The organism is Xanthomonas sp. NCPPB 2632, from assembly GCF_041228075.2.
In the GTDB taxonomy this organism is placed as follows: domain Bacteria; phylum Pseudomonadota; class Gammaproteobacteria; order Xanthomonadales; family Rhodanobacteraceae; genus Luteibacter.
This window is the reverse complement of record NZ_CM192979.1, coordinates 2453120-2468721: the sequence shown is the minus strand read 5'-3', so window position 1 is coordinate 2468721 and position 15602 is coordinate 2453120. Positions and strand designations below refer to the sequence as shown.

The 15602-nt window shown below is 63.0% G+C and carries 12 protein-coding genes; 9 read left to right on the top strand and 3 right to left on the bottom strand.

Annotation, left to right across the window (positions count from 1 at the left end; translation table 11 throughout):
• Positions 1-35: 35 nt before the first annotated feature.
• From AB8808_RS10920 to AB8808_RS10900, 5 genes are all read left to right on the top strand, one after another.
• The gene (locus AB8808_RS10920; RefSeq protein ID WP_369929276.1) at positions 36-2693 is read left to right on the top strand and encodes a TonB-dependent receptor; all 2658 of its coding nucleotides are present in this window, start codon (positions 36-38) and stop codon (positions 2691-2693) included.
• A 26-nt stretch (positions 2694-2719) separates the two neighbouring features.
• Positions 2720-3886: an ROK family protein gene (locus tag AB8808_RS10915; RefSeq protein ID WP_051938795.1), complete on the top strand. Its 1167-nt coding sequence runs from the start codon at positions 2720-2722 to the stop codon at positions 3884-3886.
• Between the two features lie 86 nt (positions 3887-3972).
• Positions 3973-4707 (top strand): DUF1868 domain-containing protein, encoded by a 735-nt coding sequence (locus tag AB8808_RS10910; RefSeq protein WP_369929274.1) that lies wholly within the window; start codon positions 3973-3975, stop codon positions 4705-4707.
• A gap of 365 nt (positions 4708-5072) precedes the next feature.
• Complete coding sequence (locus tag AB8808_RS10905) at positions 5073-7004, top strand: M61 family metallopeptidase (protein ID WP_369929272.1); 1932 nt, start codon at positions 5073-5075, stop codon at positions 7002-7004.
• A gap of 107 nt (positions 7005-7111) precedes the next feature.
• Positions 7112-8761, top strand: coding sequence for a glycosyltransferase family protein (locus tag AB8808_RS10900; RefSeq protein ID WP_369929270.1), 1650 nt, complete (start codon positions 7112-7114; stop codon positions 8759-8761).
• Between the two features lie 3 nt (positions 8762-8764).
• Here AB8808_RS10900 and AB8808_RS10895 read toward each other — a convergent pair whose 3' ends face one another.
• Positions 8765-9139, bottom strand: a complete 375-nt coding sequence (locus AB8808_RS10895) for a nuclear transport factor 2 family protein (protein WP_369929268.1) — start codon at positions 9137-9139, stop codon at positions 8765-8767.
• Positions 9140-9221: 82 nt separating this feature from the next.
• On the opposite strand from AB8808_RS10895, the gene AB8808_RS10890 reads away from it, so the two are divergent.
• The 4 genes from AB8808_RS10890 to AB8808_RS10875 all read left to right on the top strand — a co-directional run bounded on the left by AB8808_RS10890 (position 9222) and on the right by AB8808_RS10875 (position 11888).
• The gene (locus AB8808_RS10890; RefSeq protein WP_369929266.1) at positions 9222-9683 is read left to right on the top strand and encodes a MarR family winged helix-turn-helix transcriptional regulator; all 462 of its coding nucleotides are present in this window, start codon (positions 9222-9224) and stop codon (positions 9681-9683) included.
• A 123-nt stretch (positions 9684-9806) separates the two neighbouring features.
• Positions 9807-11441 carry an NAD(P)/FAD-dependent oxidoreductase gene (locus tag AB8808_RS10885; RefSeq protein WP_369929264.1) on the top strand — a complete coding sequence of 545 codons (1635 nt, stop codon included), beginning with the start codon at positions 9807-9809 and terminating at the stop codon, positions 11439-11441.
• Between the two features lie 55 nt (positions 11442-11496).
• Positions 11497-11664: a PQQ-dependent sugar dehydrogenase gene (locus tag AB8808_RS10880; protein WP_369931242.1), complete on the top strand. Its 168-nt coding sequence runs from the start codon at positions 11497-11499 to the stop codon at positions 11662-11664.
• A gap of 5 nt (positions 11665-11669) precedes the next feature.
• Positions 11670-11888, top strand: coding sequence for a DUF6434 domain-containing protein (locus tag AB8808_RS10875; protein WP_369929263.1), 219 nt, complete (start codon positions 11670-11672; stop codon positions 11886-11888).
• A 715-nt stretch (positions 11889-12603) separates the two neighbouring features.
• Here AB8808_RS10875 and AB8808_RS10870 read toward each other — a convergent pair.
• Both AB8808_RS10870 and AB8808_RS10865 read right to left on the bottom strand, forming a co-directional pair.
• Complete coding sequence (locus AB8808_RS10870; protein WP_369929261.1) at positions 12604-13665, bottom strand: hypothetical protein; 1062 nt, start codon at positions 13663-13665, stop codon at positions 12604-12606.
• Between the two features lie 268 nt (positions 13666-13933).
• Positions 13934-15493 (bottom strand): tryptophan halogenase family protein, encoded by a 1560-nt coding sequence (locus AB8808_RS10865; RefSeq protein ID WP_369929259.1) that lies wholly within the window; start codon positions 15491-15493, stop codon positions 13934-13936.
• Positions 15494-15602 lie beyond the last annotated feature (109 nt).

Below are 15602 nucleotides of genomic sequence, written 5' to 3'. Positions count from 1 at the left end.
GATTAAAGTAGCCATACTTCCTCCGGCAGTCCTTCATGAAACGGCAACCTCTTTTCCAGGCCCTAGGCCTCGCGCTCCTCGCTCAGGGCGCGCCCTTCTCCTCAGCATTCGCGCAGAATGCTGCACCGACGGAGGAGACAAAGCCCGCCAAGCCCGCCGCAGCGACGAATCTGGGTGCCATGGTCGTCACCGGTGTCAGTGCCGCGACGCAACGTGCCGCCGCCATCAAGCGCGACTCAGATGTGCTCATAGATACGACCTCCGCCTCAGACATCGGTGAGCTCCCCGACTTCAACGCCGGCGATGCCCTAAAGCGCGTCGCGGGCGTCAATGCGCTCACCTACCAGGGCGAGCCACGCTTCGTGATCGTTCGCGGCTTCAACCCGAACTACAACGATCTGCTGATCGACGGCTTCAGTCTGGCGTCTACCGACATCAACCTTGGTCAGACGAATACTGGCGGCCGACAGGTATCGATGGAAGTGCTCCCGTCGAACATCGCGTCGCACATCGACGTCGTCAAGATGGCCACTCCTGCGCAGGATGCCAACTTCATCGGTGGCCTGACCAATTTTGTTACGCCGAGCGCCTTCGACTACCCGGTGCACGCGTTCTCCGCAACCGCCACAGGCGGCATCGCCGAAGATAGTTCCAAAAACGGCGGTAATCACGGGGTCGGACAAGCCCAGGTATCCGGATCACGCCAGTTCGGCGACCACCACCAGTACGGCATTTATCTGTCCGCTACCTATTGGAAGCGCGACATCAACGTGCCCCAGGTCGAGATGGGTGGAACGCGGAACTGGTATAACGCAGCCGGAGTGCAGACCACAGCATACAGCGGGAACGGTTATGCCGTGCCTTCCTCGCGAGTGAATTACAACTATCAGAACAAGCGCGACCGCACCGGCTTGCAGGGCCGTTTCGACTGGGCGATCTCGGATCGCTTCACCGCTTTCCTCAATGCGTACTATTTCCGCCAAAACGAAGATTCGGATCGCAACGACCTCAACGCCGCCGTACAGACCGGCTCGCTGAACCTGGGGCAGACCGCCACCAGCGGCAACCTGACGAAGGTGAACCAGACCATCCAGCTTGGACGTTATCGATGGAAGCGCGAACTTGGCGGTCTGTACGGCCGGTTCAGCGGAGAACTGGATGGCGGCTGGATGGTCGATGGTGGATCGAGCTGGTCGAGTTCGCGCGTCGACAACCCGCAGACGGTCGATAACTTCGCGCAAAATGGGCTGGGCTTCGGCTACGACACGTCCGGTCAGACACCGAGCTTCGCTCCATCCAATCCTGCCCTGGCCAACGACGCGTCACGGTACGCGCTCGGTTATCACCGTGAAGAGCGTTATCGCCTTCGCGAAAACCGCTTCGACGAGCAGCTTAACTTCAGCCGTAACACGCAGACGACCGACCGCGGATGGGGCGTAGGTTTTGGCGCGCGCATCAGCGCGATCTACCAGGATGTCTCGTTCGACCGGACCAGCTGGTCGGGCGCGCCTTATACACTGGCCGATGTCCTTTCCGGACAGAGTCTATGCGCCTTCCAGTGCGATTCGCCGATCCCGCTGATCAGTGCTTCCGCGGCCGACGCAGCATTCCAGCATTATGCCTCGAGCGAAAAGGTGACGGAAGACACCGCCTCCGAAGCCGGCGGCACCTACCGCACTCGCGAGGTGGTCTATGCGGGATACGGCCAGGCACAATATCGCAGCGGCCGCTGGCTGTTGCTCGGCGGCGTACGGGTCGAGGCCACACGGGCCGGGTCGAGCAGCACACAGGCAACGAACGGGACGTATGCGCCCGTCTCCGCCTCCCAGCATTACACCAATGTCCTGCCGTCCCTTATGGCCGTCTACGATACGACCGAAAGCAGCAAACTGCGTTTAGGTTTGAGCAAGACCGTGAGCCGACCCACCTTCGGCTCATCCTCGCTGCACGGCGGCGTGCTCAACACGCTGTCCAGTCCGGCGACGCTAGCCGTCGGCAATCCCGACCTCAAGCCTCGGCAGTCGACCAACCTGGACATCGCCCACGACTGGTACGTCGATGGTGGGCGCGGCATCGTGTCCGTCGCCGGATTCTACAAGTGGATTCACGACGACATCTTCAACTACGGCGAACTGGAGCAGGTCGGCGGCGTGGACGTTCCCATCCTGGTGACGAAGTCGCGAAACACGGATAAAATCGTGCGGGCCTGGGGCGGCGAGTTTGGTTTCTCCGACACGTTCCATTTCCTGCCGCATCCGTTCGATGGCCTCGGCTTCAGCGCAAACGCGACGCTGATGCGCGCCAGCTTCCCCGTGACCTTGTCGGACGGCAGCACGCGGCGTATGAGCAGCCTCCCCGAGCAGCCGAACGAGATCTACAACGCGTCGATTTTCTACGACAAGGGCCCTGTCCACGGGCGTATCGCATGGAACCACCTGGGATGGCTCTGGGACGACCGCTATCCCAACTTCACCACGGCGGGCTTCTATGCGAACCGTTACCAAAAGCCGACAAACAACATCGACCTGCAAGCGTCTTACGACGTGGACAAGCACTTCGCCATATCGCTGGATGTGCTCAACCTTACGCGCCAGGGCGTCACCGACACCTACGGGAAGACGCAGGAGCTGCTCCAGTCCGAATGGCGGCTTCCGCGTCAGGTGATGCTTAGCGTAACCTTCAAAGACCTGTGAGTCTCAACCTTGGTATGGATCGCCGCATGGCCCCTCCCGACACCCGAACACGACGCATCGGGCAAGCATTTCGTCGCAAGAACCCGCTGGTCACGTTCACCGAGAACGAGCGCGCACTGCTCACGCTGGTGCGCGACCTCGGACCTGTGGCCCGCTCTGTGCTCGCCCGCTCGATGGGACTGGCGATGCAATCGGTCGTCCGCATCGTCGAGAGCCTCACCGAGCGCGGATTCCTGCGCATTGGCGACGAGGCCATCCGCAGCAGTGGTCCGGGACAGCCGAGCCTGCCTGTCACGATCGTGCCCGACGCCGCGTATGCGGCGGGCGCCTCGGTGACGGCGGCCCGTACCCATCTGGTTATCCTCGACTTGCTGGGCCGTCCGGTCGCCGAACGTCACTGCCGCGCCGACGGTGCGCATGTCGACGACGTCGTCCAACTGCTTAGAGGGGAATTGACGGGCATGCTCGGCGAAAGCGGTATCCCTGCCGAGCGCCTGTTCGGACTCGGTGTCGCCACGACCGGCTACTTTGTCGGTGAGGGACGCCTGAACACACCTGCCGCCATGGAGGATTGGGCACTCCGCGATGTGGAGGAGACCCTGTCACGTCACCTGAGCCTGCCGGTATGGATCGAAAACGACGGTAACGCCGCCACGGTCGGTGAAAAACTCTTCGGCGTCGGACGGCGCTACGACAGCTTCGCGTACGTCTACGTCGCGGCGGGCCTCGGCGGAGGCGTCGTCACGCAGGGCACGCTTTTCCGAGGCGTCCACGGCAATGCGGGAGAGTTCACCGGTACGCTTCCGCTTGAGCAGCGCGAGTGCCGGCCGAGCCTGGCCCGCCTGCTTCGCCTGGTCAACGATGCCGGTGGCAACCTCAACGACATCGACGAACTGCTGGCCAGCTTCGACATCGAGTGGCCGGGGGTGGACGAGTGGCTTGCGACGTCGGCGCCCGTCATGACCGCCATCGCCTCCGCTATAGGCGGCGTCCTCGATCCCGAAGCCATTGTCATCGGTGGGCGCATTCCACCAGTGCTTGCCCGGCACCTCATCGAGCGAACCACGTTCTACGCTGCGCCCCTTCGTGATCTGGAGCGTCCTTTCCCCATCCTGGTGTGTGCAGAAGCACCAGGTGACGCCGCCGCGCTGGGCGCAGCCTCCCTCCCCTTCAGCGAGCATTTTTTCCTATGACCCCTCCACGCGACCCTTCCGTGCCCTTCGACGGGACTCGCCGCCAGGCCCTGCAGCGCCTCGGAAAAGTCGCCCTGGCAACGTCCATGATCGGCAGCGCCGGCCGCGTCTGGGCCGAAACAACGGCCAGCCGCGCTAAATTGCACGACGTCGGCCGCAAGTTCGAAAGCAATGGCAAGATACGCGGCTTCAGCGGCAACACCATCATCTGCCATGTCCCCCAGCAGGAGGCGGGCTACGAGACGTTCGACAGCCTTCTCGACGTTTACCGCGACCTCCAGCCCATGGGCTTTGCAAAGAAACTGTCCATCCTGCCGCCGTCGAGCTATCACATGACGATCTTTGGCTGCGCCAACGACCAGGATCGTGTGGCGGGAAAGTGGCCCGGTATCGTTCCGCTAGACGCACCGTTGGAAACATGTCACGCCACGCTCATCGCAAGACTGAGCGCGCTGAAGCTGGACAGCGAACTGCCGTTCCGCATGCGCGTCGACGCCGGGCGAACGCCTCCTCCGGAGGGACTCCGGGTCGAGTTGGTGCCCGTCGACGCCGCCGAGGAAGCCAAGCTTCGCCGCCTGCGCGACCGCATTGCCGAGGCGGTAGATATTCATACTACGGACCATGACAGCTACACATACCACCTGTCGCTGGGCTACCAGACGGCGCCATTCGACAAGGACGAAGCCGATGCTTTCGAACGCTCACGGCGGGGCTGGCACCAGATGCTGGCGAAAAAGATCGACGTGCTTCATCTTGGCGCACCGGAGTTCTGCACCTTCCGCGACATGTATGCGTTTCGCCGACGCCTGCTGATTACCTGAAGCTCAGCTCCTCGAAGTTGCACCTGGTTCATTTCGGGCGATCGAATCCTGTTACTGCATTTACAGGGTCGTTATTCCGCCTTGCAAGAGAGCTGCGGTGATGACGGCAGGCCGAGCGCTTGTGCCACGTATTCCCCTTCAGACAGGCCCTGGTGCCCGTCGGCTTCAAGCGCGACGTCGGCCTTCATAATGGCGATTACGAAGGGGCTCGCGCACTCTCTCGAAGACCGGGTTGCAGACATCACGATGGGTTCCTGGCTAAGGACGAATGGCCCCGCGTGGCGGTGCCCCGCCCCAGGCCGCTATTCTACCTGCCCAGTGGCCGGTGATAATGCCGGAACGCCCGTCCCTACCCAGAGTCCCCCATGCCCATCGTTCGTCGTAAGTTCTCGCGCCTTTGCATGGCGATCATGGTCGCTCTCGGTGCTGGCAACATCCACGCTCAGCAGGTCGCTACGGACCAGGTGCCCGCACTGCAAGACGTGCCGTATGTCGGCACGGTAACGCTCAACGTCGATGTCAGCGACACGGCGCAGGGTATCTTCCGGGTCCACGAGTCCCTACCGGTACAGGCAGGCGCGCTGACCCTGCTGTACCCGCAGTGGATTCCCGGCGATCACTCGCCGACGGGCCCTGTCGCGATGCTCGCCGGCCTCAGGCTCAGTGCCGACGGCAAGCCGCTTCCTTGGGTGCGCGACAAGTACAACGTCTACGCTTTCCATGTCGACGTTCCTGCTGGCGTGTCGACGCTCGATGCCGATTTCCAGTACCTGTCGGAACGCGCGGACGACGCGGACTTCGAGATCACCGACCGCATGATGTACATGGAGTGGAGCAAGGTGGCGCTCTATCCAGCGGGTTACTACACGCGCGGCATCACGTTTGCGCCCAGCGTGACCCTACCGCATGGCTGGCAGGCGGGCACGGCGCTCGAGACGGCCGCGACATCGGGAGACACCACCACCTTCAAGCCGGTGACCTTCGACAACCTCGTCGACTCGCCGGTATACGCCGGCCAGTACGTGAAGCGCGTGGCCCTGAACCCCGGCGATAAAGCGCCGGTGTATATGGACGTCTTCGCCGATGAGCCCAAATATCTGGAGATGTCAGCCGAACAAGTGGCAGTGCACCGCAACCTGGTGACACAGGCCACGAAGCTGTTCGGGTCACACCACTACGACCACTACGACTTCCTGTTCTCGCTGTCGGACCAGTTGGCCGGCAATGGCACCGAACACCATCAGTCCAGCGAAGACGGCCTCGGCGCGGACTACTTCACCGCCTGGAGCGAGAATGCATCCGAGCGCGACCTGCTCGCCCACGAGTATGTTCATTCGTGGAACGGCAAGTTCCGCCGCCCCGCCGACCTGTGGACGCCAAACTTCAACGTTCCGATGGGCAACTCGCTGCTCTGGGTCTATGAGGGCCAGACGCAATACTGGGGCTTCGTCCTTACCGCGCGCGCAGGCATGTGGACGCCGCAGGAGTTCCGGGACGGCCTGGCGATGGTCGCCGCCAACTACGATCGCAACCGCGAGGGTTTCCGGTGGCGCTCGCTGGAGGACACCACCAACGATCCCATCGTCGCGCACCGGGCCCCCCTGCCCTACCGTAGCTGGCAGATGAGCGAGGACTACTACAGCGGCGGCCAGATGATGTGGCTTGCCGTCGATGCGAAGCTGCGCAGCCTGACGGGCGACAAGCGCTCGCTGGATGATTTCGCACGCGCGTTCTTCGGCGTCGACAATGGTAGCCACGTACCGAAAACCTATACCTTCGACGACGTGGTCGCTGCGCTGAACGACACGGCAAAGTACGACTGGGCCAGCTTCCTGAAAGCCCGCGCATACAGCCTCAATCCGCCGCTACAGGATGGCCTTGCAGGCACCGGCTGGAAGCTGGTGTACGACGACAACGAAAGCGCGTTCGAGAAGGCCTATGACGGCCGCCCGGAAATTTCGCGCCACCTGTTGAACTTCACATGGTCGATCGGCCTGACGATAACGGGCAGCGGCACCATCAACGACGTGCGCTGGGACGGCCCGGCGTTCAAGGCAGGGGTCAGTACGGGCGCGACCATCGTCGCGGTGAACGGCGTGGCGTATTCGAAGGATGTCCTGAAAGACGCGATCACGTCCGCGAAAGACAGCAGTCGCGAGATCGCACTGACACTGAAGTATCAGGGGCGTTTCCGCACGGTGTCGGTGGATTATCACGGCGGTCTGCAGTATCCGCACCTCGTGCGGGTGCCGGGCACGCCGGATTACCTCAGTGAGATCATTGCGGCGAAGAAGTAGACGGATGTATGGCAGCGGCCCGTGCAGGCCGCTGCCTGCGATAAGGCGAGGTCCAGCGGCGGCCCCGAAGAAAGCATGCAGAAAACCTGGGTACCTAGGATGCACGCATGTTTTCGCGCATTCGCCCCTGGTATGGAACTGTCGGACGTTGTCTGGGCCTGCTGGCCCTGCTTGTCCTGCGCGTGCTTTGGCTGAGGGCATATCCGCTCAATTCCGACGAGCCACAGCACGCGCACGTGGCCTGGAGCATCGCCCAGGGCGACCTGCCCTATCGCGACGTCTTCGATAACCACGGGCCGCTCTTCAGTGCGGTCTATGCCCCGCTGATGCATGCCATGGGTCCACGGTCGGACATCCTCGAGTGGCTGCGACTCGCAGTGGTGCCCTGGTACGTCCTGGCGCTGGTGGCTACGTGGTGTCTGGCCCGTCGGCTTTATTCTCGTGGCATCGCCGATGCCTCCGTGGTGCTGGTTGGCCTGACACACGCCTTTTTCATCAAGATGGGCGAGTTCCGCACGGACGATCTTTGGACGGCGCTCTGGCTTTGTGCACTGGCGACTGCGGTACACGCGCGGGGGCGGGCCTCCCGATGGGCGCTAGTCGGCTTGCTGCTGGGTGCGGCATTGTCGGTATCGCAGAAGACGCTGCCTCTTTCGTGTGTCGCCCTGCTCGCCGCGGCCTGCGTCTGGGCCATCCCGTGGCATAAGGACAGGCGAGCCCTGCTGAAGGGCGGCAGCGCCCTGCTGGCGGGTTGCCTCGTCGTGCCTGGTGCGTTCGCTCTCTATCTCGCTATACAGCATGACCTCGGGCCGGCGTGGTACGACCTCGTGGCGTACAACCTGTCTGCTACCGGGCGCGCGGCACACGCCGATCACCGTCTGGTCTATGGGATGCTGGCCGTCGCAGTCGCCATGGCGACCACGACGTGGTTGCGGCGCGTCGGTCCGGGTGATGCGCGGACACACTGGCGCCTCTTCCTCGGCATCCATGGGCTTTTGTTCGCTTCCTTTATCTGGTTGGTATGGCCGCTGCCTACGGCACAGGACTTTCTGCCGGTGATACCTACGATCTTCGTATCCCTGATCGGCCTGGTCAGCCGGTTTGGGCGATCGGCCGCATGGCCGCGATCGCGCGCGGCAGCCCTCGTGGCCATGCTGGCCGCGGTGGAGCTCGTCTTGCTGATCGAGCAGGCGCCGCCCTGGCGCGACACCCTCGCTTACAAGGAAGGGCAACTGCGCACCGTGCTTGCCTGCACATCGCCCGACGACACCGTCATGGATGCCAAAAGCGGTGCCATCTTCCGCCCGCGGCCGTACCACACGGTGTTGGAAAGCATCGCCCTGCAGCGCTTCGAACGCGGGCTCAAGGCGGAGGACATCGTACCCGCGCTGGTCGCGCACCGCACCATGACGGTGATCGTCGACCGGCTGCCGCCAGCGACCCGTGCCTTCATTGCGCAGAATTACCTGTCCGGCACGGCGAACGTCTTCATGGCCGGGAAACAGCTGGTGGGTCGCGATTTCGATGTGACGTTGGCGGGCACCTACACCGTGACCGACGGCGCGTCTGAGGTCGCCGTCGTCATCGACGGCCGGCCGGCCGCGTCACGTTGGCAGCTATCCGAGGGACATCACTCACTGGATACGCCGTCGCATGGGGCGCTGGACCTGGTATGGAGCCCGGCATGGAGGGGAGGCTGGCGGCCCGTCGTTACCCCAGGCTCGTTTCCACCGGTTCTGGCAGGCACGCGCACCTGATCCTCATTCCGCGTTGGCGATATCGAAGCGGCTGACCCTGCCTTGCGTGAAGTGGAACACGTGACCCACGGTCTTGTCTTTCAGCCCGTGGGTCTGGCCTTCGAGAGGATTGCCTTGCAGATCGCGGATGGTCTGGATGACCCGCACCACGATCGCGCCGTCGGCCGATTCTTCGAACGAAACCGGCTCGACGTGCGCGCGGACCATCTGCCATTGGCCCGTCCAATACGCGCGCACCGCGTCCTTGCCGTGCTCGTGACCGCCGTCCATGCCGTTGGCCCACGCCACATCGTCGGTCAGCTTGGCGAATAGGCCGTCGATGTCACGCGCGTTGAAAAGGCTGTAGATGTCACGAAGTGTCTGGATCGGATCGCTCATCGGGTGTGCTCCTGGTGAATTTACATATGGGCATATGTATTGAGCTACTCTGCACCCTGGCACGGCGTTCCGCAAGGCAAACATGATGCATAAAGACGTACTTTCCACGCCGGGACACCTGATCTCACTGGCGGCGCGGGGCTTTGCCCGCTTGAGCGAAGCGCGGCTGAAACCGATGGGCTTCGGCGTTGGTCACATCCCCGTACTGATCGCGCTGGTAACCGGCAAGGCAAGGACGCAGCGCGACCTCGCCCGCTTCGCGCGCGTCGAACAGCCGCCCATGGCGCAGATGCTCACACGGATGGAGCGCGACGGTTTGATCCGACGCACGCCCGACCCGGTGGACGGTCGCAGTAGCCACGTCACGCTCACGGCCCACGCCGAAGCAAACCTGCCCGACGCTTGCGAGACGCTCTTCGCAGGAAACCGCGAAGCGCTGGACGGCTTCAGCGAAGCCGAACAAGCGCAACTGCTCGCGTTGCTTGGCCGCCTGATCGTCAATCTGGACAAGATGACCGATACGGAGGCCTCCGGGCGTCGGTAGCCTTTCAACTCGTCCCGTCCTCGCCCTCCCCTATCGGCCATCCCCTCCACCGCACTTAAATGCATCGCTCGGCGCCCCTTAATGCGAAAATAGCCGACCGCCCCCCTGCCCCCCCTTGCCCCCATGATTCGACTCACCGACATAAAGCTCCCGCTCGACCACGCCGAAGGCGCCCTCGAGGCGGCCGTCCGCGCCAGGCTGGCGCTCGGCCAGGCGGGGCTGCTCGGCTTCACGGTCTTCCGCCGTGGCCATGACGCGCGCAAGCGCGGCAACATCCAGCTGATCTATACGCTGGACGTCGAGGTGGCTGACGAGGCTGCCCTGCTCGCGCGGTTTGCCGAGGACAAGCACGTGCAGCCCTCCCCCGACACCAGCTATAAGTTTGTGGCGCAGGCGCCGGCCGGTCTCGAGCAGCGCCCTGTCGTGATCGGGCTTGGGCCGTGCGGCCTGTTCGCGGGGCTGCTGCTGGCCCAGATGGGCTACCGGCCGATCATCCTCGACCGGGGCAAGGCGGTGCGCGAGCGCACGGTCGACACCTGGGCCCTGTGGCGCAAGCACAAGCTGGAACCGGAATCGAACGTGCAGTTCGGCGAAGGTGGCGCGGGCACGTTCTCCGACGGCAAGCTGTACAGCCAGATTTCCGACCCGCTCCATCACGGCCGCAAGGTGCTCACGGAGTTCGTGAAGGCCGGCGCGCCGGAAGAAATCATGTACGTCAGCAAGCCGCATATCGGCACCTTCCGGCTGGTGACGATGGTGGAAGCCATGCGCGGGACCATCGAGGCGCTGGGCGGCGAGATTCGCTTCAACCAGCGCGTCGACGACCTGCTGGTCGACAGCGCCGCCGATGGATCCCGGCAGATCCGGGGTGTGGTCCTGGCCGACGGCGAACAGTTGCTGAGCGACCATGTCGTACTCGCGGTGGGACACAGTGCGCGCGACACGTTCTTCATGCTGCACGACCGCGGCGTGTATATGGAAGCCAAGCCGTTCTCTGTCGGCTTTCGCGTGGAGCATCCGCAATCGATCATCGACAAGGCGCGCTTCGGGCCGCAGGCGGGTCACGACCTTCTCGGCGCTGCAGACTATAAGCTGGTGCACCACTGCAAGAACGGTCGCTCGGTCTACAGCTTCTGTATGTGCCCGGGCGGCACGGTGGTGGCTGCAGCGTCCGAGCCGGAACGCGTGGTGACCAACGGCATGAGCCAGTATTCGCGCAACGAACGTAATGCGAACGCTGCCATCGTCGTGGGTATCGACCCCAAGGACTTCGCCGCCTTCGACGACAGTGGCAGTCCGTTGGCCGGTATCGCCTTGCAGCGTGCGCTCGAATCGCGCGCGTATGAGCTGGGTGGTCGCGATTACAGCGCGCCGGCGCAGTTGGTCGGCGACTTCATCAAGGGCACGCCTTCGATCGACTTCGGCACGGTGCAGCCTTCCTATAAGCCCGGGGTGCGTCTGACCGATCTCGCATCGGCCCTCCCCGACTACGCCATAGAGGCCATCCGCGAAGCGCTCCCGGCGTTCGATCGCCAGATCAGGGGCTTCGCCATGAACGATGCGCTGCTCACGGGGGTAGAGACCCGGACCTCGTCGCCGGTACGTATCCGTCGCGGCGACGACTACCAGAGCCTCAACACGCACGGGCTGTTTCCCGCCGGCGAAGGCGCGGGTTATGCGGGCGGCATTCTTTCGGCAGGGGTCGACGGGATCCGTGTGGCGGAAGCCTTGGCCAGGAGTATCAACGGCGCAACCTGATACCGTCACACGCAGACGGCGCCGGTCGTGAGCCCATACGTTCACCGGTCCGAACCTGACGCCGGCCGAGACCTGGAGCACGGGTCACCGCACGCGGTATGGTCTTGCCTTCGGTACCGACGGCCGGCTGTGGGAACTCGAGCACGGTCCTCAGGGCAGCGACGAACTGAACCTGATCGAACGTGGCAGGAGCTTCTGCACCATGTCGCTAACTAACGGATAAAGACGATGGCAGGTTTCGACTGGCATAGCGGCATCATCGAAGCGACGACTCCGGTGGATCGAGGCTACCGTAATACCCAGAATTCCAGACGGTTTTTCGTAGCCGCCTGCGGGCCAGCCTTTACCTTCGATCGCGACTTCATGGCGTATCTAAAGGACGGGCGGGCTAAAACAATGGGTGACGCGGCGAAGGAATGGACGAATCGTCGACATTCATCGGGATGACCGAAGAATAAGAAGCACCCTGCCAGCGACACTGGTGTCCGACGTAGGAAGTTCGCGCATTACACCGACATCCGAGATCGCCTGTTCTATTTCGCTGGCTGTCAAGGCTTTGCACCAAGCGCCTGAAGCTGCTGTACCGCATTGGCATTCTGCGAGCCAAGCGCACGCGACTGGCGGTAATTCTTGATTGCCATTGGTTTATTGCCGTCGCGAGCATAAGCCTCACCACGGCTTCAGCGAAGCCGAACAAGCGCAGCTGGTCGCGTTGCTTGGCCACCTGATCGTCAACCTGGACAAGATGACCGATACGGACGCCTCCGGGCGTCGGTAGCCTTTCACTCCGCTATAAAAAAAAGCGAGGCTAATCGCTTATTAAATGCCTGAGACGGTTCTTGAAGGACGCAACGCGTCCGCCGGCACGCGTCTCGTCCGCACCCTCCCCTTGTAGACGCGATCCGGTCGCCCCAGGCTCGTAGCTGGCCAGGTCGGCGGTCGGCGCGAGAGAGGCCCAGCTGAATTGCACACCCTGGAACCCGCCCAAGGTGCCGAAGTAATTGGGCTTGCGCTCGTACTGGATAGTGACCTCATACGTATGGCCTGCTTCCAGCCGAATCGTGCCCGAAGTACCTCAGTTCGCCTGTGCTCCGGCTTGTCAGCGTCTTGACGATCAGTTTACTGCGCCCTACTTCTCGACGGACAGACAACCCGATGGCCTTCACTGTCCCCTGGTATTCATCGGAATGACCGGTGGCAGAATACGTGCATCGCTCAAGGTACGCGGACGAGTCGTCGGTTTCACCATGGCGCTGAACTGGTGCAACGAGTGAGTCGACAGGTCCTGTGTGTCGGAGCTGAGCGCCTCGTTGATGGGTACCCTGCGGCCCGTATGCAGATCGGAGCGGAAAAGCTCGCGTGCGTCACCCGGTATGTTTGCCGTCGTGGTCAGGTAGTTCTTGATAACGGGAGGCACCATCCCACGAAGACGCGGATCGGCCATCATCTGCGCGCCGACTTCCCATTTCTTGCGTTCCCGCTCCTCCTGGACATGAGCCACCATGCTGTCGAAATGCGCGGGTTGACGTATATCCGCTGTGCCCGTCAAGGCGGTGTAGCGAGGTGTCGCCAATGCCTGCACCCGGCTCTCGATCGCTTTCAGCTCTGTCGACGGACTGGCCATATGCTTGATCGTCGCAAGTTGCGACATCACTGCCACGTCGTTGAAGATGGCTGGCGAGGCGAAGTCTGCTCCCGTCTTGTCCACGGCGGCGGCACGCAGCCCATCGCGCGTACTGTGTTCCGACGTGATCGCACCGGTGGTCCCAGCGACGAGTTGACGCTTGACCGAGGGGGTGTGCCCCGCGATCGGCTCTGCATGGCCCGTTGTCGCCCAGACCAGGTCGGCGGTGCGCGACCGGACACTGAAGACATTCTTGGCCTGCCGGCGAGTGATCGCCTTGAACAGCGCTTTCTTCTTCAACGTCCGCGTGGCAACAAACTCATCCAGCCCGATGCCGACAAACGTCGGTGTCGCACCGGGCACATCGGACATGACCCTCTCCGCGCCGACGCGAATAGCCGGTGCGGTGCCGCCACCGCTCGACGTGACCCATGAGGTCCATTTTCTGCGGTGCCTCCGCAATTCCGCGTAAACGGTTTTGTTGATGCCTCGAAGCGCCAACTTGTGGCCTTCGGCCGGGCCAAGCGTCGGGCTACCCGCCGCAGCAAAGCGCTTGCCGTTGCGCTTCAACATACGTTCCTCGTGGGTGCTCTTGGTCATGGTCGTCTCCGGTGGTCGTCGCCTATGTGATTCACATGCAATAGGCGCGCCAAACCGTGGGATCGTTCCTAGGTGTAGTGCGCCAACGACTCCACGGTGGCGCTGGATAGACGGGCGGGTATATTTCCACACGCTCGAGCAAGCGGCACACACATATATCTCGAGGTGGCCTTCCCGCTAGGGATACCGTTCGTCGGTAGATCGTTTGGCACCTGAAACAGGGGCGGCGAAACTCGACAGGACAAGGTATGCGTTTCGGGCCTGGAGACTAACGACTCGCCCCGTACTCACGACAAAGCTGCTCAACAAGCCCGCGATGATCCGGCAAATCAACCAACGCCCTGGCAGCCGCCTGGCGAATCATCGCAAACTCCCTGCGGGCCGCTTCCGTCTCCGGATAAGCACTACGCCTAGCCTCAAGATCAGTCCGAAACTCCATCCCATAAAGCACATACTGCCAGCTGGCCGGCATGAACATCTCCAGGTCAGTCAAAAAATCCAGCCTGTGAGGCGGCCGCTGCTTCCACTTGACCAGCTTGTCCCGCAAGCTCTGCGGAATACCGGCACCATCACAGTTGTCGACCCAGAACGAAGAATCACGCCTTTGACTGAGGCAATAATGCATCTTGATAAAGTCGATGATCCGGTCGTACCGCGCCACCATCATCTCGTTGAAATGACGCGCAGCCCCTTCCATGTCCTCGGTGCCGCCAGGCAACAGATGCGTAAGCAGATAGCTCGCCAGCTCGACCAGCGCGATGCCCGTGGACTCCAGCGGCTCGACAAAGCCCCCGGCCAGCCCCACCGCCACGCAGTTCTTCCGCCAGTGCTCGGGTCGGTATCCCGTCTCGAACTTGATGTGCAGGGCCTTAAGGTCATCACCCCCCGTCCCCACATACTTCCGGAAGACGTCTTCAGCGCGCTCGTCGGTGGTATGCCGCGACGAATACACATACCCAACGCCACGTCGCTTCTGCAACCCGATATCCCAGATCCAGCCGGCCTCCTGCGCCGTGGAGATGGTGTACGAAGGGATCGGCGCATCGGGCGCCTGGTAAGGCACCTGCATGGCGACGGCGCGATCGGCGAACAGCACGTCCGCCCGGCTGCGAAAGGGTGACTGCATCGTGTCGCCGATCAACATGCCACGCAGTCCGGTGCAGTCCACGTAGAGATCGGCGGTGAGGTCGCCCTCCTCCTTCGTGACCACCCTGGCGATGGCGCCATGATCGTCCAGCTCCGCGCGCTGCACCGTGGCCATGTGCCGAACCACGCCGAGGGTCTGCTGGCCATGCTCGGCAAGCACACGCGCAAAGCAGGCTGCGTCGAAGTGGAAGGCGTGATTCATCGGCCCCTGGTAGTCCGGGTCCCTCGCCCGCCTGGGCGCACGCGAGTGGTCGACCAGTGTGGTTTGCATGGAGACGGCTTCGGCAAACGACATGCCGTCCGGCGCAGCACCAAGCAACCAGTACGGCAACAACTCAGGCCCGCAGGGACGCTGGCTGGGTGCGTTGAACGGATGAAAGAAATGGTCCGGTCCGGGCGCGCCCGGCGGCCGTACCCAGTGGCGATAATGGATACCCTGCTTGTACGTCGCCGTGGCACCGACCAGGAAGCGGCGCTCGTCCAGACCGATCGCCGACAACGTCCCACGAATCGAGGGAAAGGTGGCTTCCCCTACCCCCAGCAAGCCGATGTCGGACGACTCCACCAGATGCACCTGCACGCTGCGCGGATCGACCGCGTTGACGGCCTTGGCCAGGTAGCAAGCCGTCAGCCAGCCGGCGGTGCCTCCGCCGACGATCAGCACTTTCTTCAGGCGCGCCATGGGGTTTCCCTGCCGATACGGCCGGATGCAGATAAAGAAAGGCCGGGCCACCACAGGCGGGCCCGGCAAAAAAGCCACTCAGGGGAGACTGAGAACGGCAAAGCCAGCT

Coding starts and splice junctions, on each gene's coding strand:
- AB8808_RS10920 (WP_369929276.1), top strand. CDS start 36: ATGAAACGGCAACCTCTTTTCCAGGCCCTAGGCCTCGCGCTCCTCGCT.
- AB8808_RS10915 (WP_051938795.1), top strand. CDS start 2,720: ATGGCCCCTCCCGACACCCGAACACGACGCATCGGGCAAGCATTTCGT.
- AB8808_RS10910 (WP_369929274.1), top strand. CDS start 3,973: ATGATCGGCAGCGCCGGCCGCGTCTGGGCCGAAACAACGGCCAGCCGC.
- AB8808_RS10905 (WP_369929272.1), top strand. CDS start 5,073: ATGCCCATCGTTCGTCGTAAGTTCTCGCGCCTTTGCATGGCGATCATG.
- AB8808_RS10900 (WP_369929270.1), top strand. CDS start 7,112: ATGTTTTCGCGCATTCGCCCCTGGTATGGAACTGTCGGACGTTGTCTG.
- AB8808_RS10895 (WP_369929268.1), bottom strand. CDS start 9,139: ATGAGCGATCCGATCCAGACACTTCGTGACATCTACAGCCTTTTCAAC.
- AB8808_RS10890 (WP_369929266.1), top strand. CDS start 9,222: ATGATGCATAAAGACGTACTTTCCACGCCGGGACACCTGATCTCACTG.
- AB8808_RS10885 (WP_369929264.1), top strand. CDS start 9,807: ATGATTCGACTCACCGACATAAAGCTCCCGCTCGACCACGCCGAAGGC.
- AB8808_RS10875 (WP_369929263.1), top strand. CDS start 11,670: ATGGCAGGTTTCGACTGGCATAGCGGCATCATCGAAGCGACGACTCCG.
- AB8808_RS10870 (WP_369929261.1), bottom strand. CDS start 13,665: ATGACCAAGAGCACCCACGAGGAACGTATGTTGAAGCGCAACGGCAAG.
- AB8808_RS10865 (WP_369929259.1), bottom strand. CDS start 15,493: ATGGCGCGCCTGAAGAAAGTGCTGATCGTCGGCGGAGGCACCGCCGGC.